At 70.4% G+C, this 23,277-nt stretch carries 24 protein-coding genes and 1 riboswitch; of the genes, 8 read left to right on the forward strand and 16 right to left on the reverse strand.

Going from position 1 to position 23,277, the window contains the following annotated elements:
• The first annotated feature begins 222 nt into the window (after positions 1 to 222).
• A complete protein-coding gene (locus tag HBK84_RS02255; RefSeq protein ID WP_064846353.1) occupies positions 223 to 423 on the forward strand; it encodes a DUF3073 domain-containing protein in 201 nt (66 codons plus the stop codon).
• 120 nt (positions 424 to 543) lie between these two features.
• On the opposite strand, the gene purM is transcribed toward HBK84_RS02255, so the two are convergent.
• From purM to HBK84_RS02280, 5 genes are all read right to left on the reverse strand, one after another.
• A complete protein-coding gene (gene purM, locus HBK84_RS02260) occupies positions 544 to 1,704 on the reverse strand; it encodes a phosphoribosylformylglycinamidine cyclo-ligase (RefSeq protein WP_064846354.1) in 1,161 nt (386 codons plus the stop codon).
• Complete coding sequence (gene purF / locus HBK84_RS02265; protein WP_064846355.1) at positions 1,701 to 3,242, reverse strand: amidophosphoribosyltransferase; 1,542 nt, start codon at positions 3,240 to 3,242, stop codon at positions 1,701 to 1,703. Before purF ends, purM begins: the two co-directional genes overlap by 4 nt.
• A 12-nt stretch (positions 3,243 to 3,254) precedes the next feature.
• Positions 3,255 to 3,596, reverse strand: coding sequence for a DUF3169 family protein (locus HBK84_RS02270; RefSeq protein WP_167318086.1), 342 nt, complete (start codon positions 3,594 to 3,596; stop codon positions 3,255 to 3,257).
• A 71-nt stretch (positions 3,597 to 3,667) separates the two neighbouring features.
• On the reverse strand, positions 3,668 to 4,033 hold the full coding sequence (locus tag HBK84_RS02275) for a sterol carrier family protein (protein ID WP_064846357.1): 366 nt from the start codon (positions 4,031 to 4,033) through the stop codon (positions 3,668 to 3,670).
• 49 nt (positions 4,034 to 4,082) lie between these two features.
• Positions 4,083 to 5,084, reverse strand: coding sequence for an asparaginase (locus HBK84_RS02280; protein WP_167318087.1), 1,002 nt, complete (start codon positions 5,082 to 5,084; stop codon positions 4,083 to 4,085).
• 71 nt (positions 5,085 to 5,155) lie between these two features.
• Between HBK84_RS02280 and purD the strand changes: the two genes are divergently transcribed.
• Both purD and HBK84_RS02290 read left to right on the forward strand, forming a co-directional pair.
• Entirely contained in the window at positions 5,156 to 6,523 is a 1,368-nt protein-coding gene (gene purD / locus HBK84_RS02285; protein WP_085106184.1) for a phosphoribosylamine--glycine ligase, read from the forward strand.
• Complete coding sequence (locus HBK84_RS02290) at positions 6,520 to 7,491, forward strand: phosphoribosylaminoimidazolesuccinocarboxamide synthase (protein ID WP_085106185.1); 972 nt, start codon at positions 6,520 to 6,522, stop codon at positions 7,489 to 7,491. The genes purD and HBK84_RS02290 overlap by 4 nt, the downstream gene beginning before the upstream one ends.
• A 96-nt stretch (positions 7,492 to 7,587) precedes the next feature.
• Here HBK84_RS02290 and HBK84_RS02295 read toward each other — a convergent pair whose 3' ends face one another.
• From HBK84_RS02295 to HBK84_RS02305, 3 genes are read right to left on the reverse strand one after another with little or no spacing between them, the layout of a single operon-like run.
• A complete protein-coding gene (locus tag HBK84_RS02295) occupies positions 7,588 to 7,926 on the reverse strand; it encodes an MGMT family protein (RefSeq protein ID WP_231885550.1) in 339 nt (112 codons plus the stop codon).
• Positions 7,923 to 9,053: a sensor histidine kinase gene (locus HBK84_RS02300; RefSeq protein WP_144931717.1), complete on the reverse strand. Its 1,131-nt coding sequence runs from the start codon at positions 9,051 to 9,053 to the stop codon at positions 7,923 to 7,925. The genes HBK84_RS02295 and HBK84_RS02300 overlap by 4 nt, the downstream gene beginning before the upstream one ends.
• Before the next feature lie 50 nt (positions 9,054 to 9,103).
• On the reverse strand, positions 9,104 to 9,298 hold the full coding sequence (locus HBK84_RS02305; protein ID WP_064846363.1) for a hypothetical protein: 195 nt from the start codon (positions 9,296 to 9,298) through the stop codon (positions 9,104 to 9,106).
• A 22-nt stretch (positions 9,299 to 9,320) separates the two neighbouring features.
• Here HBK84_RS02305 and HBK84_RS02310 point away from each other — a divergent pair, with 22 nt between their 5' ends.
• On the forward strand, positions 9,321 to 10,067 hold the full coding sequence (locus tag HBK84_RS02310; RefSeq protein ID WP_206069180.1) for a response regulator transcription factor: 747 nt from the start codon (positions 9,321 to 9,323) through the stop codon (positions 10,065 to 10,067).
• Between the two features lie 540 nt (positions 10,068 to 10,607).
• On the opposite strand, the gene HBK84_RS02315 is transcribed toward HBK84_RS02310, so the two are convergent.
• Together HBK84_RS02315 and HBK84_RS02320 are read right to left on the reverse strand one after the other, a co-directional pair.
• Positions 10,608 to 11,330 (reverse strand): FadR/GntR family transcriptional regulator, encoded by a 723-nt coding sequence (locus HBK84_RS02315; RefSeq protein ID WP_035964141.1) that lies wholly within the window; start codon positions 11,328 to 11,330, stop codon positions 10,608 to 10,610.
• Positions 11,331 to 11,504: 174 nt separating this feature from the next.
• Complete coding sequence (locus HBK84_RS02320) at positions 11,505 to 13,175, reverse strand: L-lactate permease (protein WP_167318088.1); 1,671 nt, start codon at positions 13,173 to 13,175, stop codon at positions 11,505 to 11,507.
• A gap of 306 nt (positions 13,176 to 13,481) precedes the next feature.
• On the opposite strand from HBK84_RS02320, the gene HBK84_RS02325 reads away from it, so the two are divergent.
• From HBK84_RS02325 to HBK84_RS02335, 3 genes are read left to right on the forward strand one after another with little or no spacing between them, the layout of a single operon-like run.
• Positions 13,482 to 14,324: a (Fe-S)-binding protein gene (locus tag HBK84_RS02325; RefSeq protein ID WP_144931716.1), complete on the forward strand. Its 843-nt coding sequence runs from the start codon at positions 13,482 to 13,484 to the stop codon at positions 14,322 to 14,324.
• On the forward strand, positions 14,321 to 16,309 hold the full coding sequence (locus HBK84_RS02330) for a LutB/LldF family L-lactate oxidation iron-sulfur protein (protein ID WP_167318089.1): 1,989 nt from the start codon (positions 14,321 to 14,323) through the stop codon (positions 16,307 to 16,309). The genes HBK84_RS02325 and HBK84_RS02330 overlap by 4 nt, the downstream gene beginning before the upstream one ends.
• Complete coding sequence (locus tag HBK84_RS02335; protein ID WP_064846367.1) at positions 16,306 to 16,950, forward strand: lactate utilization protein C; 645 nt, start codon at positions 16,306 to 16,308, stop codon at positions 16,948 to 16,950. The genes HBK84_RS02330 and HBK84_RS02335 overlap by 4 nt, the downstream gene beginning before the upstream one ends.
• 232 nt (positions 16,951 to 17,182) lie before the next feature.
• Here the strand turns inward: HBK84_RS02335 and moeB are convergent, their stop codons facing one another.
• From moeB to thiO, 4 genes are all read right to left on the reverse strand, one after another.
• Entirely contained in the window at positions 17,183 to 18,373 is a 1,191-nt protein-coding gene (gene moeB / locus HBK84_RS02340) for a molybdopterin-synthase adenylyltransferase MoeB (RefSeq protein WP_144997301.1), read from the reverse strand.
• Complete coding sequence (locus tag HBK84_RS02345) at positions 18,370 to 19,311, reverse strand: thiazole synthase (protein WP_052160824.1); 942 nt, start codon at positions 19,309 to 19,311, stop codon at positions 18,370 to 18,372. Before HBK84_RS02345 ends, moeB begins: the two co-directional genes overlap by 4 nt.
• A 2-nt stretch (positions 19,312 to 19,313) precedes the next feature.
• Positions 19,314 to 19,580, reverse strand: coding sequence for a sulfur carrier protein ThiS (gene thiS / locus HBK84_RS02350; RefSeq protein ID WP_144997303.1), 267 nt, complete (start codon positions 19,578 to 19,580; stop codon positions 19,314 to 19,316).
• Positions 19,577 to 20,863, reverse strand: coding sequence for a glycine oxidase ThiO (gene thiO, locus HBK84_RS02355; protein WP_144997305.1), 1,287 nt, complete (start codon positions 20,861 to 20,863; stop codon positions 19,577 to 19,579). The genes thiS and thiO overlap by 4 nt, the downstream gene beginning before the upstream one ends.
• Positions 20,853 to 20,977: riboswitch (TPP riboswitch) on the reverse strand. (Overlaps the previous gene by 11 nt.)
• A 120-nt stretch (positions 20,978 to 21,097) precedes the next feature.
• Between thiO and thiE the strand changes: the two genes are divergently transcribed.
• Complete coding sequence (thiE, locus tag HBK84_RS02360) at positions 21,098 to 21,760, forward strand: thiamine phosphate synthase (RefSeq protein WP_167318090.1); 663 nt, start codon at positions 21,098 to 21,100, stop codon at positions 21,758 to 21,760.
• 172 nt (positions 21,761 to 21,932) lie between these two features.
• On the opposite strand, the gene HBK84_RS02365 is transcribed toward thiE, so the two are convergent.
• Positions 21,933 to 22,349 carry a thiol-disulfide oxidoreductase DCC family protein gene (locus tag HBK84_RS02365; RefSeq protein WP_240919067.1) on the reverse strand — a complete coding sequence of 139 codons (417 nt, stop codon included), beginning with the start codon at positions 22,347 to 22,349 and terminating at the stop codon, positions 21,933 to 21,935.
• Positions 22,346 to 23,197, reverse strand: a complete 852-nt coding sequence (locus tag HBK84_RS02370; protein ID WP_167318091.1) for a PhzF family phenazine biosynthesis protein — start codon at positions 23,195 to 23,197, stop codon at positions 22,346 to 22,348. Before HBK84_RS02370 ends, HBK84_RS02365 begins: the two co-directional genes overlap by 4 nt.
• Between the last annotated feature and the right edge of the window lie 80 nt (positions 23,198 to 23,277).

Consider the following 23,277-nt stretch of genomic DNA (forward strand, 5'->3'; position numbering starts at 1 on the left):
GGCCGTTTCACTGTACCGGCCGAATTCGCCCCGCGAGTTTCCTCGAACGACGCCGTGAGGGCCCGGGATTCGCCCGGGGTGGACGCACGGGGTGCGGGTGCGCGAGAAGCGTCCAAAACATGTACCCTGGACACACGAAAAACTGACAAGACACTCCGGGGCCGTACTGTGTGCTCAACACGGTACCGCCGATCGGACACGAGACGCAGAGGGGGTCACGCCATGGGGCGCGGCCGTCAAAAGGCGAAGGCGACACGACAGGCGCGGGAGATGAAGTACTTCAGCCCGCAGACCGACTATTCGGCGTTGCAGCGGGAGTTGCGCAGCAGCAAACCGTCCTCCCGAGCCATGGATCACGAGGAACGTCCCGAGGATGAGGACGACTACTCGACCTACGCGGAGAAGTACTCGGACTACGACTGATCCGCTCGCCGCGCCACCGCGGCGGCGTCGTCATCGTGACCAGCAGAGCAAGGAACCGCCCACACGAGCGTGTGGGCGGTTCCTTGCGTGCCCGTCGCGTCGCGGGCGCTCGGTGCGCGTTCAGAGGGCGTAGTCACCCGTCATGAGCACGCCGCCGCCAGCCACGCCCTTGGCGCCCTGCACCCAGTCACTGCCGTGGCGGGAGGCGTCCGGGTCCACGGGACCCACGCGGCCCATGATCCAGGACGGCAGCCCGCGTTCGGTGAGGTGGGCCACGGCGGCGTCGGCCACGGCGGGGTCCACGATCGCGACCATGCCCACGCCCAGGTTGAGCGTGCGCTCGAGGTCCGCCAGGGGCACCTGACCGAGCTGCGCCACGAGCTGGAACACGGGCGGCAGGGACCACGTGGAGCGCTCCACCGTGGCCTGCAGGTCCGCGGGCAGAACACGCGCCAGGTTGGCCGCGAGACCACCGCCGGTCACGTGGGAGAAGCCGCGCACGCCGTGGCCCGTGGTGCCGTCCGGACCGTTCACGGGGAACGCCCGCGCGAGGTCCAGGACATCCGCCGCGTAGACGCGCGTGGGTTCGAGCAGTTCCTCGCCCAGGGTCCGGCCCAGTTCGCTGACCTGGCGGTCCAGCTGCCAACCGGCCACGTTGATGACCCGGCGCACCAGGGAGTACCCGTTGGAGTGCAGCCCGGAGGACGCCATGCCGATCACGACGTCCCCGTCACGCACGCGCTGCGGGCCGAGCAGTTCGTCCGCCTCGATCACGCCGGTGGCCGCACCGGCGACGTCGTACTCGTCCACGCCCAGCAGCCCGGGGTGCTCGGCGGTCTCTCCGCCCACGAGGGCGGTGCCCGCGGCCTCGCACGCCGCGGCGATGCCCCGCACGATGTCCGCGATGCGTTCCGGGACCACCTTGCCGGTCGCGATGTAGTCGGTCATGAACAGCGGCTTGGCGCCCACGACCACGATGTCGTCCACGACCATGCCCACGAGGTCCCACCCGATGGTGTCGTGGACGTCCAGGGACTGGGCGATCGCGACCTTGGTGCCCACGCCGTCCGTGGACGTGGCCAGGTAGGGCTTGCGGTAGCCGGTGAGCTCGGAGACGTCGAAGAGCCCGGCGAAGCCGCCCACGCCGCCCACCACGCCGGACGTGTGGGTCGCCTTCACGGCGGACTTCATGAGTTCGACGGCGCGGTCCCCGGCCTCGACGTCCACCCCCGCGCTCGCGTAGGTGACGGCTTCCGTGCCGTGGGCTCGGGACTGGCTCATGCGGTGGTCTCCTCGTGGGCGGTGTCGGTGCGCGGTGCTGGGTCCACGAGGTCCTCGGAGGGTTCCGCGTGAGCCCCGGGGGATTCCAGCACGGACTTGCCGAGCCGGTCCGCCTTGGGCAGGGCCGTGGGGTAATCACCCGAGAAGCACGCGGTGCACAGGGTGGAACGGGGGCGGGCGGTGGCCTCGATCATCCCCTCCTCGGAGATGTACCCCAGGGAATCGGCGCCCAGGGAGGCGCGGACGTCCTCCACGGCGAGCCCGTTGGCGATCAGCTCCGCGGGGGACGCGAAGTCGATGCCGTAGAAGCACGGCCACTTGATGGGCGGGGAGGAGATCCGCACGTGGATCTCCGCCGCCCCCGCTTCACGCAGCATGCGCACGAGGGCCCGCTGGGTGTTGCCGCGCACGATCGAGTCGTCCACGACCACCAGGCGCTTGCCCGCCACGATCGAACGCAGGGGGTTGAGCTTGAGCCGGATCCCGAGCTGACGGATGGTGTCCGAGGGCTCGATGAACGTGCGGCCCACGTAGGAGTTCTTCACGAGTCCGTGTCCGAACGGGATGCCCGAGGCCTCCGCGTATCCGATCGCGGCGGGGGTCCCGGACTCGGGGGTGGGCATCACGAGGTCGGCGTTCACGGCGTGCTCGCGCGCGAGTTGTCGGCCCATCTCCACGCGGGACTCGTACACGGAGCGCCCGGCGATCGTGGTGTCGGGGCGGGCCAGGTACACGTACTCGAACACACACCCCGCGGGCTTCGCCTCCGCGAAACGGCGCGAACGCAGGCCGTTCTCGTCGATCGCGATGAACTCACCGGGTTCCACCTCGCGCACGAGGGAGGCGCCCACGATGTCCAGCGCAGCGGTCTCGGAGGCCACGACCCAGCCGCGTTCCAGTCTGCCCAGCACGAGGGGACGCACGCCCAGGGGATCGCGCGCGGCGTAGAGTGTGGCCTCGTCCATGAACGTGAGACAGAAGGACCCCACGAGCCGGGGCAGCAGCATCATGGCCGCCTCCTCGAGCGAGTTCAGGGGGTGCTCCGCGAGCAGCGCGGTGATCAACGCGGTGTCCGTGGTGTTGCCCCGGGCGATCTCACCGCGGGACGGGAACCCGGACTTGTCGAGCAGCAGGTCGTAGAGCTCGGCGGAGTTGGTCAGGTTGCCGTTGTGCGCGAGCGCGAGCGTGCCGTGCGGGGTGGCACCCAGGGTGGGCTGGGCATTGGCCCAGTGGGACGCACCCGTGGTGGAGTAGCGCGCATGTCCCACGGCCAGGTACCCCTTGAGGGTGTTGAGCGTGGTCTCGTCGAAGACCTGGGACACGAGCCCCATGTCCTTGTAGACCGAGATCCGTTCCCCGTCGGACGTCGCGATGCCCGCGGACTCCTGCCCGCGGTGCTGCAGCGCGTACAGGCCGTAGTACGTCAATTTGGCGACGTCCTCGCCCGGGGCCCACACGCCGAACACGCCGCACGCGTCCTGGGGGCCTTTTTCTCCGGGCAAGAGGTCGTGAGAGAGTTTTCCGTCAGCTCGAACCACGCAGACAGTGTCTCATGTGCCGGGGCGCTCGTCCGCCCCGTGAAGATCCTGGACCTCCGCGGTCACGTGCCGGGAGCGTTTGAGGGAGATCCGGTCCAGGACGAGTGCCACCACGGCGCCCACGGTCGCACCCACGATCAGGAACGTCATGAGGAAGAACCCGATGATGGCCCCGCGGGTGTAGGCGAGCGATCCGGGGCCCAGCGCCCCCACGAGCAGTCCCGCGATGGCCCCGATGGCCGCGCCCGTGATGAGGAACGCGATCATGTTGGGGGCGCGGCGCACCGTCATCCGTTCGGTGGCGGAACCGGGCTGCGGGGCGGGCGCGGGCGTCTCGGGATCGGCGGAACTCATGGTTTCCAGGTTATCGCGCATCCGGGCGTGCGCGGGCCACGCGATGTCGTCGGTGGGGCGTGGGTGGTGCCTCAGCCGAACAGCGGGAGCCACGCGCTGAGGTCGGTGCGCGTCCCGGACGCCGCGACGCTGCCCTCGCGGACGCTGTCGGTCCACCGTGCGCGTCCGGTCGCGAGCGCGAGCCACGTGGTGGCGTCGGTCTCCACCACGTTGGGTGGGGTGCCGCGCGTGTGGCGCGGACCGGGGACGCACTGGGTCACGCCGAAGGGCGGCACGCGCACCTCCACGGAATTGCCCTCCGCGCGACTCGCGAGTTCCTCGAGGCAGTAGCGCACCGCGGTGGCCGTGGTGCGGCGGTCGGCCTCGTCAGGGGATCGGCGCCAGCGCGCGAGCGCGAGGCTGCCGTCCGCCGGGTCGACCTTGCGTCGGATCGTCATGGCCCACCTCTGGGATCGTGGATCTCGGATTGAGGATCGGGGGGGGCGGTCAGCCCAGGAGTTCCCGCATCGGCTCGGCGAGCTGGATGGCACCCACGGGCCGCCCGGCCCCGGTGATCGGGTGCGTGACGCGTTCGAGGACGCGATCGGCGTCGGCCCGGGAAACGGCACCCGCGTGCGCGAGCAGCGTGAGGCCCACGAGTGAGTTGGCGCGCGAGGAACCGTCCAGCATCTTGATGGCCACGGACCACCCGGAACGGGTGCCCAGCCCCAGCACGCCCTCCGCGCCGAGCTTGGTGATCACGTCCAGCTCCTCCATGATCACGGTGTTCGAACGCCCCGGGCCCTGGACGTACTCGGGGTAGTCGAGCATGGACGTGGCCACGGTCGCGGCGCGGGCGTCAGCCTGGACGTTGCGTGCGGCGCGCCCCAGCGTGGAGTACATGCGGGCGAGGCCGGTGAGGGTGATCGCCGTGAGCGGTGCACCGCAGCCGTCCACGCCCACGTGCTGGGCGCGCTCGCCGGAGAACTCCTCGATGGTCTCGATCACGAGCTGCTGCAGCGGGTGCTCGGGATTCAGGTAGGAGTCGATGGGCCACCCGTTGGTCACGCACGCGAGCAGGAACGCCGCGTGCTTGCCCGAACAGTTCATGCACATGCGGTTGCGGCCGCGTTCGGTGCGGATCAACCACGCGCGCGTGTCCTCGTCCTGGGGCCAGTCCGGCGGGCACTGCAGCGCCTCGGGGCCCAGCTCGGCCGCCTTGAGGATCGAGTTGACCGCGTCCAGGTGGTCGAACGTGGCGGTGTGCGACGCCGCCGCGATCGCCACCTGCTCGCCGCGCAGCGGGGCCCCGGCCTTCATCGCGGCGATCGCCTGGAACGGCTTGAGGGTCGAGCGCGGGAAGATCGCATCGTCCGGAGCGCCCACGGAGAACGCCACGGATCCGTCAGGTGCCAGCACCACGGCGGATCCGCTGTGCCGGGACTCCACGAAGCCGCTGCGTTGCACCACGGCGAGTTCCACGGCCTGGTCCGAGCTGAAGGTCTGCATACCCTCCAGTATGGCAGCGTGGCCCGCGCAATCGTTGCCCGGGCGGGGGCTGTGGCCGATACGCTGAGCGCGTGAAGGTTTTGGTGGTGGGCCCAGGGGGCCGCGAACACGCGATGATCACGTCCCTGTTACGGGACCCGCACGTCAGCGAGGTGCACAGCGCACCCGGTAACCAGGGGATCGCCCAGGACGTCCCGGTACATCCCCTCAACGCGCAGGACCCGGAGGCCGTGGTCGCGCTGGCTCGGGAGTTGGACGCTGATCTCGTGGTCGTGGGACCGGAGGCACCGCTCGTCGCCGGTGTCGCAGACGCCCTCACTCGTGCGGGCATCCCCGTGTTCGGTCCGTCCGCACAGGCCGCGCGGATCGAGGGCTCCAAGGCGTTCGCCAAGGAGATCATGGCGGCGGCGGGTGTCCCCACCGCGCGATCGGTGGCCACGACGGATCTCGCGGACGTGCGGGCGGCCTTCGAACGTTTCGGTGCGCCCTACGTGGTTAAGGACGACGGGTTGGCCGCGGGCAAGGGCGTGGTGGTCACGCCGGACCGGGACCGTGCCGAGGCCCACGCGCGCGAATGCCTGGACGCGGGCGGTGCCGTGGTCGTCGAGGAGTTCCTGGACGGCCCGGAAGTGTCCCTGTTCGTGCTCAGCGACGGCGAGAACGTGGTCCCACTGCAACCGGCCCAGGACTTCAAGCGCGTCCGCGACGGTGACCAGGGCCCCAACACGGGTGGCATGGGCGCCTACACGCCGCTCGAGTGGCTGCCCGAGGGGTTCACGGACGAGGTTGTGCGCCGCGTGGCCCGCCCCGTGATCGACGAACTGCGACGCCGCGGCACCCCCTTCGTGGGGGTGCTCTACTGCGGTCTCGCCGTGACCGAGCGCGGCATCCAGGTCATCGAGTTCAACGCCCGCTTCGGCGATCCCGAGACCCAGTCCGTCCTGGCGGTGCTCGAAACCCCGCTGGGCGAACTGCTGCTCGACGCCGCGCAGGGCCGGTTGTCCGAGCGCGAGGAGCTTCAGTGGGCCTCCGGCGCGTCCGTGACCATCGTGCTCGCGGCCCACAACTACCCGGGCGCCCCGCGCAAGGGAGACGTGATCACGGGGCTGGCCGAGGCTGCCCAGGACCCGGACACGTGGGTCATCCACGCCGGCACAGACCGCAACGCCGCCGGGGAGATCGTCTCGGCGGGCGGGCGCGTGCTCGCCGTCGTCTCCCGCGGGGCGGACCTGCGGGAAGCGCGCGAGCGTGGCTATCGTGGGATGGAGCGCATCACCCTTCCCGGATCGCACTACCGCACCGACATCGCACTGGCCGCGTCCGAGGGACGGATCACGGCCCCCGGGGGCCAACCGGGTCCCGGCACCACGGACGCCCCGGGCGGGACGCCGGGTCGCACCGGGGCGCCCACCGCGACCACAGCAGAGGAGCAGGCATGAGCGAGCACGGCACACCCCTCGAGATCCCGGGCTGGAAGCACGTCTACTCCGGCAAGGTTCGGGAACTCTACGTCCCGGACGAGTCCCGCCTCAGCGCCACGGGTGTGGCGATCCACGACGACGCCGAGTACCGGGCCGGTGCCGTGCTCGTGGTCGCGAGCGACCGGATCTCCGCGTTCGACCAGGTGCTGCCCACCACCATCCCGGACAAGGGCGTCATCCTCACCCAGTTGTCCCTGTGGTGGTTCCAGCAGTTGGACGGAATCGCGAACCACATCCTGACCACGGACGTTCACGAGTCCGTGCGCGGTCGCGCGGTCGTGTGCAAGAACCTGTCCATGTTTCCCGTGGAGAACATCGTGCGCGGGTATCTCACCGGCTCCGGGCTCAAGGACTACCGCGCCACCGGGTCGGTGTGCGGGATCGAGCTGCCGGAGGGCCTCGAGGACGGCGACCGGCTGGAGCAGCCCATCTTCACCCCCACGGGCAAGGCCGAACTGGGGGAGCACGACGAGCCCATCACATATCAGGAAATGGCGAACGTCGTGGGCAATTCCGTGGCGGACCGGTTGCGGGAGCTGTCCCTGAAGATCTACTCGAGCGCCGAGCGGATCGCCCGGGAGCGGGGGATCATCGTGGCGGACACCAAGGTGGAGTTCGGCCTGGACTCCTACCGCGGGGCCATCACCCTGGGGGACGAGGTGCTCACCCCGGACTCCTCACGGTTCTGGGACCTGGAGACCTACAAGCCGGGCCGCCCGCAACCGTCCTTCGACAAACAGTACGTGCGGGACTGGTTGCGCTCGGACGCCTCCGGATGGGACGGCCAGGGCCCCGTGCCCGAGCTGCCCGAGGAGGTCGTGGCCAAGACACGCGAGCGCTACGTGGAGGCGTACGAGCGGCTCACCGGTCGGGTGTTTGACGCCCGCGGCCCGTTCTTCGAGGTCGCCGGCCCGCCCGAGTACTGATCCGGCCGAGTACGGATCCTGCCCGGCGCTAGGTCGGCGGCAGCGCGGGTCCTACTTCGTCGAGACTGATGCCTCGGCGCGCTCACGCGCCGGTGCTCACCGGCCGTCCCAGCGCCCGGTGCGCATATCCACGCGGACCCAATGGGCGTCGGTCTCGCGCAGGGGCGTGCCCTCGCGTTCGTAGTGTTCCCGCGCAGTGATCTGCAGGTGGTCGGGCAGCGTGCCGTCCGCGCGCACCACACGCCACCACGGGACGTCCGTCCCGGCCAGGCCCATGGCCATGATCCGCGCCGCGAGCCGCGGGGTGCTCAACCACGCGAGTTCCGCCACGTCCCCGTAGCTGAGCACCGCGCCCGGTGGGATCGCGACGACGACGCCGCGCACGGCCTCGACCGCGTCCGTCCCGGTCCTCGGGGCGTCCGGGGTGTCACTCACGCGACCGGGATCCGCACGTCCAGGTGCCACACGGCATTGCGCGGACCGTACTCCACCTGACCGTTGAGCAGGGCGACCCGTTCCTGGATCCCGCGCAGCCCGAACGCGGAGGTCAGTTCCCTGCGCCCGGAGTCGGTGCCGGCACCCCGGCGGATCTGGTTCTCGGCGTGGACGTGCACGGCGCCGTCCCGGACGAACACCCGCAGGGCGCACCGGGAACCCGTGGGCGCGTACTTGATCATGTTGGTCGAGGCCTCCTGCAGCACCCGGGCCGCGGTGCCGCGGATGGACGTGGGGATCTCGTCCAGGCCGTCACCCAGTTCGAGCTCCGGCACGAGTGCGGCGCGTTCGAGGCTCGCCGCGAGTGCCCGGGCCACGCCGTACAGGGACCCCGTGGTGAGCCCGGAACTGCTGTCCCGCTCGTCCGGGGCGCCGGGGGAGTCCCGCAGGATGTGCAGCAGCGTGCGCAGCTCATGCAGCCCGGAGCGGGCGGCGGAGTCCATCATGTCGATCGTGCGGTGCAGTTCCCCGGGGTCCTGCTGCCGGTGGGACCCCGCAGCCTGCATGGTCACGAGGGTCAGTTCGTGCGCGACCACGTCGTGCAGGTCCCGGGCCAGGGCGAGCCGTTCCTGCTCCCGCAGCCGCTGGTGGGTGACCTCCAGAACCGCGAGGCGGCGGGTGTTGAGCCGGTACTGGGTCACGAAGAACCGCACGGCCGCACCGATCAGCGCGGACACACCCAGGGGGATGCCCACGGTCCACACGAAATCGGAATTGCGCAGCACCCCCGCAGACACGACTATCCACGTGGCGGTGACCGCGAGGTGGGCCAGCGCGGTCCCGCGGGAGAGCATCGCGAGCACCGCGACCATCACGACGCACCCGCACAACAGGGCCAGGGCGTAGTCGTGCAAGACCGTGGCCAACACGTACGACAGCGTGATGGCCACGGCGCTCGCGAGGGGCGACCATGCGAGCAGCGCCACGGCCCCGTAGCTCAGGACCAGGAAACTGCTCGAGAGCACGGCGGGTGCCGGGGGCATGAACGACCACGGCATGGACCGCAGGTCGTCGAGCAGTGCCACCGCGGCGAAGAGCACCACGACGACGCGCAGCCAGCTCGGCATACCGCCGGATCGAGGGGCGGGGTCCACCCCGATAGCAGTACCCCCCGGGATCACCGGTTGGGGCAGAGAACGGGCCAGTAGTGGCAGATCACGTTCGTGGGGCCGCGCGGGACCGTGGGGGACGCGGCGTGCGCCGGCGCCGCGCTGAGGATGAGGGCTCCGCTTAGCAGGGCCGCGGTGGCGGTGCGCACCCAGCGTGTGCGGGTCGAAGTGGTGGTGGTCACGGGGGACGAGTGCTCAGTCATGCGCTCAGTTTATGATCAGGCCATGGATTTGTGCAGGCTTCTCTTGGTGGACGATCATCCGCTCATGCGTGACGCCCTCGCGAACCTGTTCCGCGCGGAACCGGGTTTCGAGGTCGCGGGGGAGGCCTCGGACGGCGCGGAGGCCGTGGCCACGTGCCTGGAACTGCGCCCTGACGTGGTGCTCATGGACATCCGTATGCCGGGGATGGATGGGATCGAGGCCACCGGGGAGATCGTGCAGCGCTGCCCGGAGACCAAGGTGCTCGCGCTGACCACGTTCTCGACCCTCGAGTACGTGGTCCCCGCTCTGCGCGCGGGAGCCTCCGGGTACCTCGTCAAGGACGCCCGGCACGACGAGATCGTCTCCGCCGTGAGCCTGATCCGCGAGGACGAACTCGCGCTGTCCCCGTCCGTGGCCAGCTCGCTGGCCAACAACGTGCTGGGGGACGTCCCGGTGCCCTCCGTGCGCCGCGGTCACCTGCGCGCGGCGGCGGCCGGCGCCGTCGAACCCGCACCCCGGGGATCCCACCCGGACGCGCCCAAGCTCTCGCCGCGCGAACTCGAAACGCTCGAGTGGATCGCCAAGGGGCTCAACAACAATGAGATCGCCGAGCGCATGTCCGTCTCGCACGGCAGTGTGAAAGCCTACGTGTCCCATCTGTGCGAGAAACTCGCGGTGCGGGATCGGGTCCAGGTGCTGATCTCGGGCATCCAGTGGGGCCTCGTGTCTCCCGAGCTGGACGACGAGCGGTACCCCCGCCTGACCTGATTCCCAGGTTACCTTCAGGTTCACGCTCGAAGACTGGCCGAATGGCCATGGTGGCGCGGGTCCCCGGTACGGCACAGTTAGTGGTGGACATCGGAAGAGATGTCCACCGCTCCACGGGGGTCGAGCGAGTGTACGGCGTGCGGCCCCGAGTAGGAGCGGACCGCTGAACTCGCGGCGGGGGTCCTCGTTCCCCCTTGTGACAGAGCTCCGCGAGGCCTGGATCACCTCGCGTGCAGTTCCGAGGTCCTCCGTCGCGTCAGCGGGCCAGGGCGGATGCAAGCCTGACCCCGGCGCCTCCCGGCCAGGAGGCGCCGGGGTTTTTCCCTTCTCAGGGGAGTGCCGGGGAGTTTCCGACGTGCGGGTCAACGGCGCCCCTTCATCGATCCGACGCTGACGCCCGGGTCGGTCGTGGCCGGTCTCGGGACCGTTCGCTGCCGGGCCGTTCAGTCCTGTTCGGCTCGGTTTCTACCCGGCTCAGTCCCGTTCAGTTCAGTCCTGCCGGGCCCGGCCCTGTTCGGCGCGGTCGTGGTTGGCTCGGTGCTAGTCGGCCGTGCCGGTCGCATCCGGCACGAAGCCGTAGAACCACATGATGTGCTCGCGCAGCAGGCGCGCGGTCAGGGCGCCGTCGCGTTCGGTGGTCGCGCGCAGGATTGCGCGGTGCTGTTGCTGCAGGTGCGCGCGGATCTCCGGCCAGCCCGTGACCTTCGCGACCGTCTCCTGGACGTACCCGATCGTGGCCTCGCGCAGGGACGCCATGATCGTCTCGAGCACCACATTCCCGCTCAGGGATGCGAGGCGCACGTGGAACTGCGCGTCCAGCGCGTGGAACTCGGCGTCGCTCACCTCGGGGTCGTCCATGCGGTCGAGCAGTTCGCCGGCCTGCGCAAGGATCTCGTCCCGGTGCGGATCGGTCGACGACGCCGCCTCAAGACTCGCGTGGCTCTCCAGCAGCACGCGTGTGCCCACCACGTCCGCGACCGGCAAGGAACGGGTGGCAATGTGCATCCGCAGGGCCCAGCCGAGCGCCGCGGAGGGGTCCGAGATAACGGAGGCCCCGGACTGCGGGCCCGAGCCCGTGGCCGTCCGTACGAGCCCCATGGCCGCGAGGATCCGCACGGCCTCCCGTACCGACGCCCGGGAGATGCCGAAGTCCTCGGCGAGCGCGCGTTCGGCGGGGAGCTTGTCGCCCACGTGCAGCCCGCCCGTGCGCAACTGGTGTTCGAGCCAGTCCAGCACGAGGGTGTAGGCGGGGGTGGTGCTCATTGATTCCTCTCGGGGCGGGTCCGTGGTCCGTTGCGGCGAGGTGCCGCCGGACCGGGCTCCTCACTGTGCCCACAGGGTTGCGGGTGCCATGGCGTGCTGAGCCCCATGGTGCTCGGCGTCCCCGAGGTGCCCGCAGCTCCGCGGCGCCCGGACGGTCTGGTATCTCAGGAGTGCTCAGGCGGCGGGCAGCATCCATGCGAGCACGTTGGACTGCAGGAACACCAGGCAGCACAGCACCAGCAGCATGCCCAGGGACCACGGGACCACGGAGCGGAAGATCTGAGACTCCTTGCCCTGCATGCCCACCGCTGAGGACGCGATGGCCAGTGACTGCGGCGAGATCATCTTGCCCACCACACCGCCGGACGTGTTCGCGGCGGTCATCAGGTACGGATCCAGCCCAGACCCCAGGGCCGCGGTCTTCTGCAGGTTGGCGAACAGTGCGTTGGCGGACGTGTCCGAACCGGTGACCGCGGTGCCCACCCAGCCCAGCACGGGGGAGAAGAACGCGAACGCCGCGCCAAGACCGGCCACGAACGTGCCGATCGCCAGGGTCTGGCCGGAGAAGTTCATCACGTAGGCCAGTGCCAGCACGGACATGATGGTCAGGGCGGAGAAACGCATCTTCCAGAAGCTGCGTCCGATTTCGGCAAGGGCATCCGCGATCGAGAGTCGGAACATCCCGTGGTGGTTGAACAGGGCGTAGATCACGGCCACCAGCAGGCCGGTGATGAGCAGCAGCGTGCCGGGGCTGGAGAGCCATTGGAAAGAGTAGACCGTGCCCGAAATGGCTTCGCCCTTGGCATTGAGCAGGTGCCCGTTCAGGCCGGGCCACGGGATCTTGACGTCCGTGGACGCCAGCGCCTTGGGCACATTGACCCCGGCGGTCCAGAGCTTGGCGACGCCGAAGACGGCCACCACCAGCAGGTAGGGCAGCACTGCCATCCACACGCGCCCGGCCGTGAGCACCGCAGCATCCTCCGGGCGGGAGACGCCCAGGTCCGCGCGCACGGCCTCGGCGCCCTTGGGACGCCAGAAACGCATGAGGATCACCACACCGGCGAGCCCGGCGAGGGACGCCACCACGTCGGTGAGCTCGTACGAGAAGTGCGTGGCGCACCACCACTGGGCGATCGCGAAGCTGCCGCCCACCACGAGGGCGGCGGGCCAGGCCTGCTTGAGACCGCGGGTGCCGTCGACGATCAGCAGCAGGAAGAAGGGGACCACGAACGCGAAGAACGGGGCCTGGTGACCCACCACGGCACCGATGTGGGCCGGGTCGAGGTCCGTGAGCGTGCCCGCGGTGGTGATGGGGATCGCGATCGCGCCGAAGGCCACGGGGGCGGTGTTGGCGATCAGCACCAGCGTGGCCGTCTTGAGAGGCTTGAGCCCAAGGGCCAGGATCATCGTGGCGGTGATCGCCACGGGGGCGCCGAAGCCTGCGAGAGCCTCGAGCAGACCGCCGAAGCAGAACGCGATGAGCATGGCCTGGATGCGCAGGTCACCGCCCCCGATGGTGTCGAAGATGGTGCGCAGGTCCTCGAAACGCCCGGAGAGCACAGTCACCTGGTAGAACCACAGGGCCATGACCACGATCCACACGATCGGGAACAGTCCGTAGACGGCGCCCTGGGTGGCGGTCAGTGCGGCGAGGTGCGCTGGCATGCCGAAGCCCAGGGTGGCCACCAGCAGGGCCACGGCGAGGGACGTGAGACCCGCCACGTAGGCGCTGGCCTTGAAGGCCAGCAGCATCACGAAGAAGGTCAGCAGGGGCAGGCAGCCGACCAGGGCGGACAGCCCGACGCTGCCTCCCACGGCGTCGGTCGCGGCGGTAAAGGTATTCACGCGTTCTCCAAGGGGTGGGGCCGGATCGGGACCGTGGTTCCCGGATCGAGAGTGTGGTCTCGGCGGGGCGGTGTGCGCCACGTCCGGGCAAGTCGTACGATGAGTGGTCAGACCACATTGGTCCTACCGCACAGCGTACATGATGCAGGTCACATGGTGAACACCTCGCTCCCCGCCGCGGGGAGCCCGCGCGGCCTTTCATGCCTGTCCCATGCCACGCCGTACGTTGTTGTGACCGGGCTCACGGGCGTAGCCTGGTATGGCCACAGAGTATGGACCGGGGCAGACGGTTAGGAGACCACACACATGAAAATCGCGCTCTTCGCCACATGCATTGTGGATGCCATGTATCCCAAGGTGGCGCTGGCCACCGTGCGGATCCTCGAGCGGCTGGGACACGAGGTCGTGTTTCCCCAGGGGCAGGGCTGCTGTTCCCAGATGCACGTCAACAGCGGGTACTTCCAGGACGCTGTGCCGGTGATCCGCAACCACGTGCGCGCGTTCACCAGCGTGGACTACGACGTCGCCGTGGCCCCCTCCGGCTCCTGTGTGGCCTCCCTGGGGCACCAGCAGCCGATGGTTGCGCGCCAGTGCGGCGAGGACGCCCTGGCCGAGGATGCCGCCATGGTGGCCAAGAACACCTACGAGCTCTCCGAGCTGCTCGTGGACGTGCTGGGCGTGACGGACGCCGCCGAGCAGCTCGGCTCCTGGTTCCCGCACCCGGTGACCTACCACCCCTCGTGCCACGGCATGCGTCTGCTGGGACTCGGGGATCGCCAGAAGGACCTCGTGCGTTCCGTAGCGGACATCGAGTTCCATGAGCTACCCGACGCCGAGGAGTGCTGCGGCTTCGGCGGCACGTTCTCCTTCAAGAATCCGGACGTCTCCGGTGCCATGGCGGACGCCAAGCTCAACAACATCCGCAGCTCGGGCGCCTCGCTGTGCACCGGCGGGGATGCCTCGTGCCTGCTGCACCTGGGCGGAGCCGCATCCAAGCGGAACGTGGACGTCCAGACCGTCCACTTCGCGGAAATCCTCGCCTCCACCCGGGCCAACCCGCTGCAGGTAGAGGGCCCCGTTGAACTGTCCATCCCCCAACCCGGCCGTCGCGCGGCGAGCCCGGCCACCACTGCAGGAGCAACTCGATGAGCGTCACGTCCCTCGGCATGCCCGCCGTGCGTCCCGTGCACGGGCAGGGCAACCTGCACGCGCAGGTCGCCTTCCCCAAGGCCGCCAAGAAAGAGCTGCAGAACAAGCAGATGCGCGCCAACATCCGGCACGCCACCCACACCATCCGCGCCAAGCGCGCCGGCGTGGTGGGGGAAGTCCCGGACTGGAGCGAGCTGCGCGACGCCGGCTCCGCCATCAAGGAGACCGTGATGGCGGAGCTGCCCGAGCTGCTCGAGCTGTTCGAGGCGAACGTGACGGCGCGCGGCGGCGTCGTCCACTGGGCCCGGGACGCGGACGAGGCGAACGCCATCGTGACCCGCCTGGTCCAGGAGCAGGACACCACGGACGTGATCAAGGTGAAGTCCATGGCCACCCAGGAGATCGGGCTGGACGAGCACCTCTCCGAGCACGGGATCACCGCCACGGAGACGGACCTCGCCGAGCTCATCGTGCAGCTGGGGCGGGACAAGCCCTCCCACATCCTGGTGCCCGCGATCCACAAGAACCGCGAGGAGATCCGCGAGATCTTCAGCCGCGAGATGCCCGGCGTCACCGAGGAGCTCACGAGCGAGCCCCGAGTGCTCGCGGAGGCTGCGCGGCAGCACCTGCGGGAGAAGTTCCTCACCTCCAAGGTGGCCATCAGCGGCGCGAACTTCGGCATCGCGGACACTGGCACCCTGTCCGTGGTGGAGTCCGAGGGCAACGGGCGCATGTGCCTGACCCTGCCCGAGACCCTGATCACCGTGATGGGCATCGAGAAACTGTTGCCCACCTACCAGGACCTCGAGGTGTTCTTCCAGCTCTTGCCGCGCTCCTCCACTGGCGAACGCATGAACCCGTACACCTCCCTGTGGACCGGCGTGACGCCCGGGGACGGCCCCAAGAACTTCCACGTGGTGCTCCTGGACAACGGGCGCTCCGCGGTGCTCGCGGACCCGCAGGGTCGCTCCGCACTGCACTGCATCCGGTGTTCCGCGTGCCTGAACGTGTGCCCCGTGTACGAGCACGCGGGCGGGCACTCCTACGGCTCCACCTACCCCGGTCCCATCGGGGCGATCCTCTCGCCGCAGCTCACGGGCATCACGTCCGAGAAGAATGCCTCCCTGCCGTACGCGTCCTCCCTGTGCGGGGCGTGCTACCAGGTGTGTCCCGTGAAGATCAACATCCCCGAGATCCTCGTGCATCTGCGGGACGAGGACATCCGCACCCAGCACGGGCAACGCGCGGACCACGCCCACCCTGCACCGGTCTCCAAGGACCCGGCGGTGGGCGGGGCCGACAACTGGCGCGAGGAGAAGTCCCTGACCGCGGACGAGGGCCGGGGTGGGCAGGACACTGCCCCCCAGAAGGGCACCCTCCAGGAGCTCGGTTCTCGGGCGCGTCGCGCAGGACGCCGCATCCGAGGAGCCGTGCCTTCCCGCGGTGTGCCCACGCAGATGGACGCCATGATGAAGGGCGCTTCCTTCGTGATGTCCTCTGGTCAGCGGATGTCCTTGGCGGAGCGCGGGCTACCCATGGGCCGTGTCATCGCCGGCCGCGACCGCGCCATCGGTTGGCTGCCCGGCATGGTGGGCGGCTGGACCGCCGAGCGCGACATCCCCGAGCCCCCCAAGGAGTCCTTCCGCAACTGGTGGAAGAAGCACGAGGGGGAGACCGGGGAACGACTCGAGCGCGACGGCGTCACTGCGGCGTCGGGAACCGCGCGCACCGGTGTGGGGCTCGCGGAGGACCACCCGGCGTCGTCCGTCGAGGTGGCAACCCCCCAGGGCCCGCACGGCGAGTCCAAGGCCGCCCGGACCGAGGAGACCGCGGCCGGCACCGGCCAGGACGCCGCCAACCCGGGTGCTGGCGCGGATGCCGTGGCCGGGGCGTACAGTGCTGCCACGGGCGACCCCCACGAGGACAACATCGCACCCCGCAACGGCCACGCAGGCCGCGGGAACCAGGACGGAGAGCCGGCATGAGCGCCGACGCCAAGACCGAAATCCTCGAGCGGCTCAACGGTGCGCTCGCGGACCACCCGCGGGCACCCCACGTGCCCCGCGACTACCGGCACACCTCGGACCTCGGGCGGGACGAGATCATCGACATGCTCGAGGACCGGTTGCTGGATTACAAGGCCAACGTCTACAGGGAGACCGCGCAGACCGTGGCGCAGCGCGTTGCCACCCAGCTCGGGACCTCCGCGCGCTACGTGATCCCCGAGGGCCTCGACACCGCGTGGTTGCCTGAGGAGACCGCCGCGCGCCGGGCCATCGTGGACCCCAATGACGGTCGCAAGGCCTCCGCGCTGACCGTGCGGGACCTCAACCAGGTGGATGCCGTGGTGACGTCCTCCACGGTCTCGTGCGCGCAGACGGGCACCATCTTCCTGTCCGGGCGCCCGGACGAGGGTCGGCGCGCCATCACCCTGGTGCCGGACCACCACATCTGCATCGTGCCGCTGGACTCCGTGGTGGAGCTCATCCCGGAGGCCATGGCCCGCGTGGAGCCCACTGCGCCCACCACCATGATCTCGGGGCCCTCTGCCACCTCGGACATCGAGCTCGAACGCGTGGAGGGTGTCCACGGTCCGCGCACGCTGGACGTGATCCTGCTGGGTTGAGGCCGCGCGGTCCTGTCCCGCATACTTCGAGAAAGGTCCCCGTCGCCCGCGTTACCGCGGTGACGGGGACCTTTGAGTTCACACGTTGCTCACCAGCAGCGATCGCTCACGAGGAGCTGCCGCGCGCTACAAGCGATCAGTCAGTCCAACGGCTATTCACCACGAACCGCTGGACCTCATGGCGACACACGCGCGGAAACCGCTCCTTGAGGAGGAGCTGTGATCGAACGGGTCAGTAGCGCGGCAGCGCCGGGTCCACCCGGTCGATCCACGCGAGCACCCCGCCGTCCAGGTGCTTCACGGTGTCCTCCCGCAGGGCGTAGTCCCTGCGCAGTGCCGCGAGGGCCTGGGCGGAACGGGCACCGGCCTTGCAGTGCAGGATCACGGTGCCCTCCGCCTCATCCGGAAGAGCCGTGACACCCCGGTCCAGGACGTCCTGCAGCGGCACGTGCACGGATCCGGGGATGGCCACGAGTTTGCGCTCCCAGTCCTCGCGCACGTCCACGAGCGTGAAGGACGTCTCCCCGAGGGACCGGGCGGTCAGTAGCTCGGCCAGCTCCGGGGCGGTGACGGTCTCGTGGGGGGCGGGAGCGGCGTCGTCGTCGGAGGGCAGACCGCACGCGAGCGCCACTCGCGAGAGATCCGTGACGGGCGGGCGGTGCGGGTCCGGCAGGACCGTGAGCTCGCGCCACGTCTGGGCCAGGGCGTCGTGGATGAGGACCCTGCCGAGCAGGGGACGGCCGATGCCCGTGATGAGTTTGAGCGCCTCGGTGACCATGACCGAGCCGATCGTGGCCGGGAGCATGCCCAGCACACCGCCCTCGGCGCACGAGGGGACCTGGCCCGGCGCGGGCGCTTCCGGGAACAGGTCGCGGTACACGGGGCCGTGACCGGACCAGAACACGGAGACCTGGCCGTCGAAACGCAGGATGGAGCCCCACACCACGGGGATGCCGGTGAGTTCGGCGGCGTCCGAGACCAGGAAGCGTGTGCCGAAGTTGTCCGCGCCGTCCATGATCAGGTCGTAGCCGGAGAAGATCTCCAGGGCGTTGTCGGTGCTCAGCCGCTCGGGATGGCGGTGCACGGTGACCAGGGGGTTGAGCCGGGCCACGGCATCCGCGGCGGAATCGACCTTGGGCCGGCCGATGTCGGCCATCCCATGGACCACCTGGCGTTGCAGGTTGGACACGGATACGACGTCGTCGTCGACCACGCCGATGGTCCCCACCCCGGCGGCCGCGAGGTACTGCAGCGCGGGAGCGCCGAGCCCGCCCGCGCCGATCACCAGGACGCGTGCGTTCTTGAGCCGACGCTGCCCCTCCTCGCCCAGTTGCGGCAACGTGAGGTGGCGTGAATAGCGTTCGAGTTCCTCGCGACTCAGATCGGAGGCGGGGGCCACGAGGGGTGGTAGTGGGGTGCTCATGAAACCTGCGATTCCAGCTGTGGGGTGGTGGATGAAGGCGCGGGCCAGTCCCCGCGGGGCGCGTCGGCGGTGTCGATGCGCCCGGCCATGGGCGAGGACGCCACGGCGTGCGTGCGCCGCGCGATCCGCCCCGCGCCGCGGGCCAGGTGCCCCGCGAGCACGGCGTGCTTCATGGCACTCGCCATGGCCACGGGATCCTGCGCGCGGGTCACGGCGGACGCGAGCAGGACGGCGTCGCACCCGAGTTCCATGGCCAGGGCCGCCTCGGACGCCGTGCCGATCCCGGCATCCAGCACCACGGGCACGGACGCGCGGGACGCGATGAGTTCGATGTTGTGCGGGTTGAGGATCCCCAGACCCGTGCCGATGGGAGCACCGAGGGGCATCACGGCCACGGCCCCGGCGTCCTCGAGTCGCAGCGCGAGCACGGGGTCGTCGGACGTGTACGCGAAGACCTTGAAACCGCGCCGAGCGAGTTTCTCGGTCGCGTCCAGCAGCTCCACACCGTCCGGGAGCAGGGTGTCCTCGTCCGCGATGATTTCGAGCTTGACCCAGTCCGTCTCCAGCGCCTCGCGCCCCAGTTCAGCGGTCAGCAGGGCGTCCCGCGCGGTGTAGCACCCCGCGGTGTTGGGCAGCACCCGGATGTCGTTGCGGCGCAGCAGCCCGTACAGGCTGTCCTGCGGTGTCCCGGTCGACGACGCCGCTGCGCCACCTCCCGCGCGACCGCTCGCCCGGTTCGCCGTGCCGGATGCTTGCGCGCCCGCTGGCGAGGCGGGGCCGGGCGCGAAGCGGCGCAGGGCCACCGTGGTCAGTTCCGTCCCGGAGGCCAGCAGGGCCCGTTCGAGCATTGCGAAATCGGTGAGGCCCCCGGTACCCATGATCAGCCGGGACGAGAGCTCCACCCCGGCCACGGTCAGGGGGGTTCCGTGCGTGGTCATGTTCAGCCTCCCTGCACCGCGGTGACGATCTCGACGGATTGACCCGCTTCCACGGGGGTCGTGGCCCACAGGGAGCGGGGGATTACGGCGTCGTCCACCGCCACGGCGATCCCCAGGGGATGACCGTCCGCGGCGGTGCCCTCGGGTGTGATCTCGCGGCCCGTGAGGTCGACGACGGCGCTCGCGACCGTCAACCCCGGGGTCACCGTCACGGGGGAGCCGTTCACGACGGCCGTGGAGGAATTGTCTGTGGTCTCGGGCGCGATCATTCGAGTCCTCCATGCATCTGGGGATAGCTCTCGGGTGTGGTGAACGGGGCCTCGGGGGCGGGGTTCGAGTGCCGGGCCGGGTCGGTGTCAGCGAGGAACGCGGCGTCGGACTCGTGGTCCGCGAGCGGGTCCAGGACGCCGGTCACGAGCTCCGCCGCGAGCCGGGACGCCACGGGGGTCAGCAGGATGCCGTGACGGAAGTGACCCGTGCTGATCACGAGCCCGGCCACCGGGGTCTTGCCCACGTACGGCAGGTCGTCGGAGGTTCCCGGGCGGGCGCGGGCCATCATCTCCAGGACGTCGCAGTCGTCGATCGCGGGGACCACGGCGCGCGCGTCCCGCAGCAGTTGGTGCACGCCACCGGCCAGCACGGATTCGCGCCCGTCCTCGCGGCTCGTGGCGCCCAGCACCAGGGTCCGGTCCTCGCGGGGGACCATGTACACGGGCCGGCCCAAGACCTGGGCGCGCACCGTGCGCGTGAGCAAATGCGATTCCCCGGGGGCCAGGGCGGTCTCGGGAACCCGCAACCGCAGGATGTCCCCGAACACCGGGCGCAATCGGAGGTCGAGTCCCTCGGGCAGCCCGCCCATGGTGTTGGCGGTCAGCCCGGTGGCCACGACCACGGCGTCCGCGGGGATCACTTCACCGGAGTCCACCTGCACGCCCGTGGCCTGCCGGGGTTCCCTGCGGGACGTCAGCACGGTGTCCACGCGGGAGGTCAGCCACTGCGCCGGTCCGGCGTCGGGGACGTCCCCGATGGTGGTCAGGTGCGAGCAGTTCAGGGTCTCCACCAGGGCGGCCGCGAGCATCCGGGGGTCCACCTGGCGGTCGGAGACGATCCGTACCGCACCGCTCAACCGCGGCGCAAGAGCCGGTTCCAGGTGCCGGGCCTCCCGCGTGGAGATCTCCTGCACGTCCATCCCGGAGGCGATCTGGTGTGAGGCGAGGTCGGAGAGGGATTGGGCGTCCGCGGCGTCGGCGGCCACCACGAGCGTCTCCTCGGTGCGGTAGCCCGTGGGCAGGCCCGTGGCCGCGGTGACGCGCTCCACGAAGTCCGGGTACTCCGCGGCGGAGGCCCGCATGAGGGGGTAGAGGCGTTCCTGGCCGTACTGGGTCTCGGCGATCGGTGCGAGCATGCCCGCGGCCGCGCGGGTGGCGCCCCACGCCGGGCGGGGATCGACGACGGTCACGGCGGCCCCGCGGCGTCGTAGTTCGAAGGCCGTGGCCAGGCCCACGAGACCAGCTCCGGCCACGACCACGTGGTCACCGAGGTGCTCGGGCATTGTTCCTCCCTCCGGCGGCATGATCCGCATCAGGTGATCCGGTCGGCGGCTCACGCCCTCTCAGCCCGCTGCGGTGGTTGTTGCCAACGTGTGCGGACTCCCGTGGAGTTCGTCGAACGGCGACGAACGGCCCTGCCAGTCTAATCACCCCTAGCTGTGGAACGCAGGGGGACTTCGCGGCGGGCTGATCGGGCGAGGTGTCCGCGGGCGCGCGGTTCGTGCCACGATGGCCGCATGGGACACACGAGCCAGACGGGTACCGGGCGCCGCGCCGCCCTCGAGAACGCGCGACTGTACGTGTGCGTCACGGCGCGCCGCGAGCGCGGTGACCTGCGGGAATTTCTGCATGCCGCGTACGAGGGCGGGGTGGACATCATCCAGTTGCGGGACAAATCCCTCGAGGCCGCCGCGGAGATCGAGGCCATCGAGGTGCTCGCCGGCGTCGCCCGTGAGCACGGCGCACTTTTCGCCGTCAACGACCGCGCGGACGTCGCGCTGCTGACCGGCGCGGACGTGTTCCACGTGGGCCAGGGCGATCTCACCACCGCGCAGGCTCGGCGGGTCCTGGGGGACGACGTGGTGATCGGGCGGTCCTGTCACTCCCCGGCCCAGGTGGACGCCGCCGTGGCCGACGCCGGGCTCGACTACTTCTGCACCGGGCCCGTGTGGGAGACCCCCACGAAGCCGGGTCGCGCGGCCGTGGGGCTCGAGCTGCCGCGCTACGCCGCTCAGCACGCGGGGGACAAGCCCTTCTTCGCGATCGGCGGGGTCGACACCGCGCGGTTGCCGTCCGTGCTCGACACGGGTGCCTCGCGCATCGTGGTCGTGCGGGCCGTGACCGATGCGCAGGACGTCACCGCGGCGGCGCGGGCGCTGCGGGACACGCTGCCCGGGTGAGCCCCGATCTTTGAACGCGGTGGAGCGGCGGCGCCGCGGTGGATGGCACCGCTCGGGTGGCGACGTGTTCGGTGGGGTGGTGCGCGTCGGGGCGGAGTCATGGAGTCATGGCGCCGCAGTGTATTGCCGTCGCGCGGGTGGCACGGCTCGCTCGGTACGCGGAGCGGAACCGTTACGGGGTCCCGCACCGCCCGGGGTGCTGCTGGCACCACGGGGTGACACCGGGGAACTTCCCCCGGTGATCGGCCACCCACCGGTACACGCGGTCCTGGACCCACCGCACGGGCGGTAACCGGTAGAACGGCTCGAACACCCGGATGCCCAGGGCGGTGTCCAGGGTCACCGCCACCGCGTGCGCCCCCGAGGATCGCTCACCGGAACGGGATAGGACGGCCCACACCGACGCGTTGCCCTCCGCATTCGTCAGTCCGAACCGCTCCAGTACGCCGGGGACCTGGTAGGCGTGCAGGGCGATCCGGTCATGGCGGTCCAGTGTCCGGGCCCATCCCACGCAGCGCGTGCAGAACCCGCAGTTGCCGTCGAAGACCAGGTGCAGGGACGCGCCCTGCTCGGTGCCCGGGGGGTTCACAGCAGCACCGTCCCGTCGATGCGCGCGGTGCAGTGTCCGCCCACGAACACGTGGTCCCCGTCCGACGTCACGGTCACGAGGCCGCTGCGTCCCATGAGGGTGCCCTGTCGGGCGATGTAGTTCGCGGGCGCCCGGTCCGTACGGATGAGCCACTGGGCCAGGCTCGCGTTGAGGCTTCCCGTGACGGGGTCCTCGTACCCGCCGGTCCCGCCCACGAAGGCGCGGACCTCGAACTGGTGCGGACTGCTCTGCGGGTGGGGACCCACCACGCCGATCTTGGCGCCGTGGAGAGCGGGAAGGTCGGGCTCGATCGCCAGGACGTCCTCGGCGCCGGCCAGAAGCAGCGCGGCCCAGCCGGGGCCGTTGTCGACCCACTGATGGGCGACGACCTGCTCGTCCCGCAGGCCCAGGGCCGCGGTTACGCCCCCGAGCAATTCCGGGCCCAGGTCTCCCGTGCGGTCGGTGGGTGGGGCCTCGAAGGTCAGTGCGCCGTCGTCGGACGGGCGGATCCGCACGAGGCCCGCGGCGCATTCCTGGACGATGACGTCCTTGGCACGCGCGGTGTTGCCCGCGGTGAGCCATGCGTGGGCCGAGCCCAGGGTGGGGTGACCGGCGAACGGCAGCTCACGGTCCGGGGTCCAGATGCGCAGCCGGTAGTCGGCGTCCGGGTCCGTGGGTGGGAGCACGAACGTGGTCTCGGACAGGTTGGTCCAGCGCGCGAAGCGGGCCATGGCGTCGTCGGTGAGATCGGTGCCATCCAGGATGACCGCCACCGGGTTGCCCAGATAGGGCTCCCGGGAGAAGACGTCGACCTGGGTGAACGGGCGCGGACGAGGTATTGGGCTCATGGGGTGATTCCATCACGATGCGCCGACGGGGTGTCATCTCGCGCCCGGGCCTCACACGGCGCGGCCAGAGACAACATGTC

The sequence above is a fragment of the Kocuria sp. KD4 genome, assembly GCF_011769905.1.
Taxonomy (GTDB): Bacteria; Actinomycetota; Actinomycetes; order Actinomycetales; family Micrococcaceae; genus Kocuria; species Kocuria marina.

What these genes read in the sequence shown, in the direction of transcription:
- HBK84_RS02255 (WP_064846353.1), top strand. Translation starts at nt 223, where the DNA reads ATGGGGCGCGGCCGTCAAAAGGCGAAGGCGACACGACAGGCGCGGGAG.
- purM (WP_064846354.1), bottom strand. Translation starts at nt 1,704, where the DNA reads ATGAGCCAGTCCCGAGCCCACGGCACGGAAGCCGTCACCTACGCGAGC.
- HBK84_RS02270 (WP_167318086.1), bottom strand. Translation starts at nt 3,596, where the DNA reads ATGAGTTCCGCCGATCCCGAGACGCCCGCGCCCGCCCCGCAGCCCGGT.
- HBK84_RS02275 (WP_064846357.1), bottom strand. Translation starts at nt 4,033, where the DNA reads ATGACGATCCGACGCAAGGTCGACCCGGCGGACGGCAGCCTCGCGCTC.
- HBK84_RS02280 (WP_167318087.1), bottom strand. Translation starts at nt 5,084, where the DNA reads ATGCAGACCTTCAGCTCGGACCAGGCCGTGGAACTCGCCGTGGTGCAA.
- HBK84_RS02290 (WP_085106185.1), top strand. Translation starts at nt 6,520, where the DNA reads ATGAGCGAGCACGGCACACCCCTCGAGATCCCGGGCTGGAAGCACGTC.
- HBK84_RS02300 (WP_144931717.1), bottom strand. Translation starts at nt 9,053, where the DNA reads ATGCCGAGCTGGCTGCGCGTCGTCGTGGTGCTCTTCGCCGCGGTGGCA.
- HBK84_RS02305 (WP_064846363.1), bottom strand. Translation starts at nt 9,298, where the DNA reads ATGACTGAGCACTCGTCCCCCGTGACCACCACCACTTCGACCCGCACA.
- HBK84_RS02310 (WP_206069180.1), top strand. Translation starts at nt 9,321, where the DNA reads ATGGATTTGTGCAGGCTTCTCTTGGTGGACGATCATCCGCTCATGCGT.
- HBK84_RS02315 (WP_035964141.1), bottom strand. Translation starts at nt 11,330, where the DNA reads ATGAGCACCACCCCCGCCTACACCCTCGTGCTGGACTGGCTCGAACAC.
- HBK84_RS02325 (WP_144931716.1), top strand. Translation starts at nt 13,482, where the DNA reads ATGAAAATCGCGCTCTTCGCCACATGCATTGTGGATGCCATGTATCCC.
- HBK84_RS02330 (WP_167318089.1), top strand. Translation starts at nt 14,321, where the DNA reads ATGAGCGTCACGTCCCTCGGCATGCCCGCCGTGCGTCCCGTGCACGGG.
- HBK84_RS02335 (WP_064846367.1), top strand. Translation starts at nt 16,306, where the DNA reads ATGAGCGCCGACGCCAAGACCGAAATCCTCGAGCGGCTCAACGGTGCG.
- moeB (WP_144997301.1), bottom strand. Translation starts at nt 18,373, where the DNA reads ATGAGCACCCCACTACCACCCCTCGTGGCCCCCGCCTCCGATCTGAGT.
- HBK84_RS02345 (WP_052160824.1), bottom strand. Translation starts at nt 19,311, where the DNA reads ATGACCACGCACGGAACCCCCCTGACCGTGGCCGGGGTGGAGCTCTCG.
- thiS (WP_144997303.1), bottom strand. Translation starts at nt 19,580, where the DNA reads ATGATCGCGCCCGAGACCACAGACAATTCCTCCACGGCCGTCGTGAAC.
- thiO (WP_144997305.1), bottom strand. Translation starts at nt 20,863, where the DNA reads ATGCCCGAGCACCTCGGTGACCACGTGGTCGTGGCCGGAGCTGGTCTC.
- thiE (WP_167318090.1), top strand. Translation starts at nt 21,098, where the DNA reads ATGGGACACACGAGCCAGACGGGTACCGGGCGCCGCGCCGCCCTCGAG.
- HBK84_RS02370 (WP_167318091.1), bottom strand. Translation starts at nt 23,197, where the DNA reads ATGAGCCCAATACCTCGTCCGCGCCCGTTCACCCAGGTCGACGTCTTC.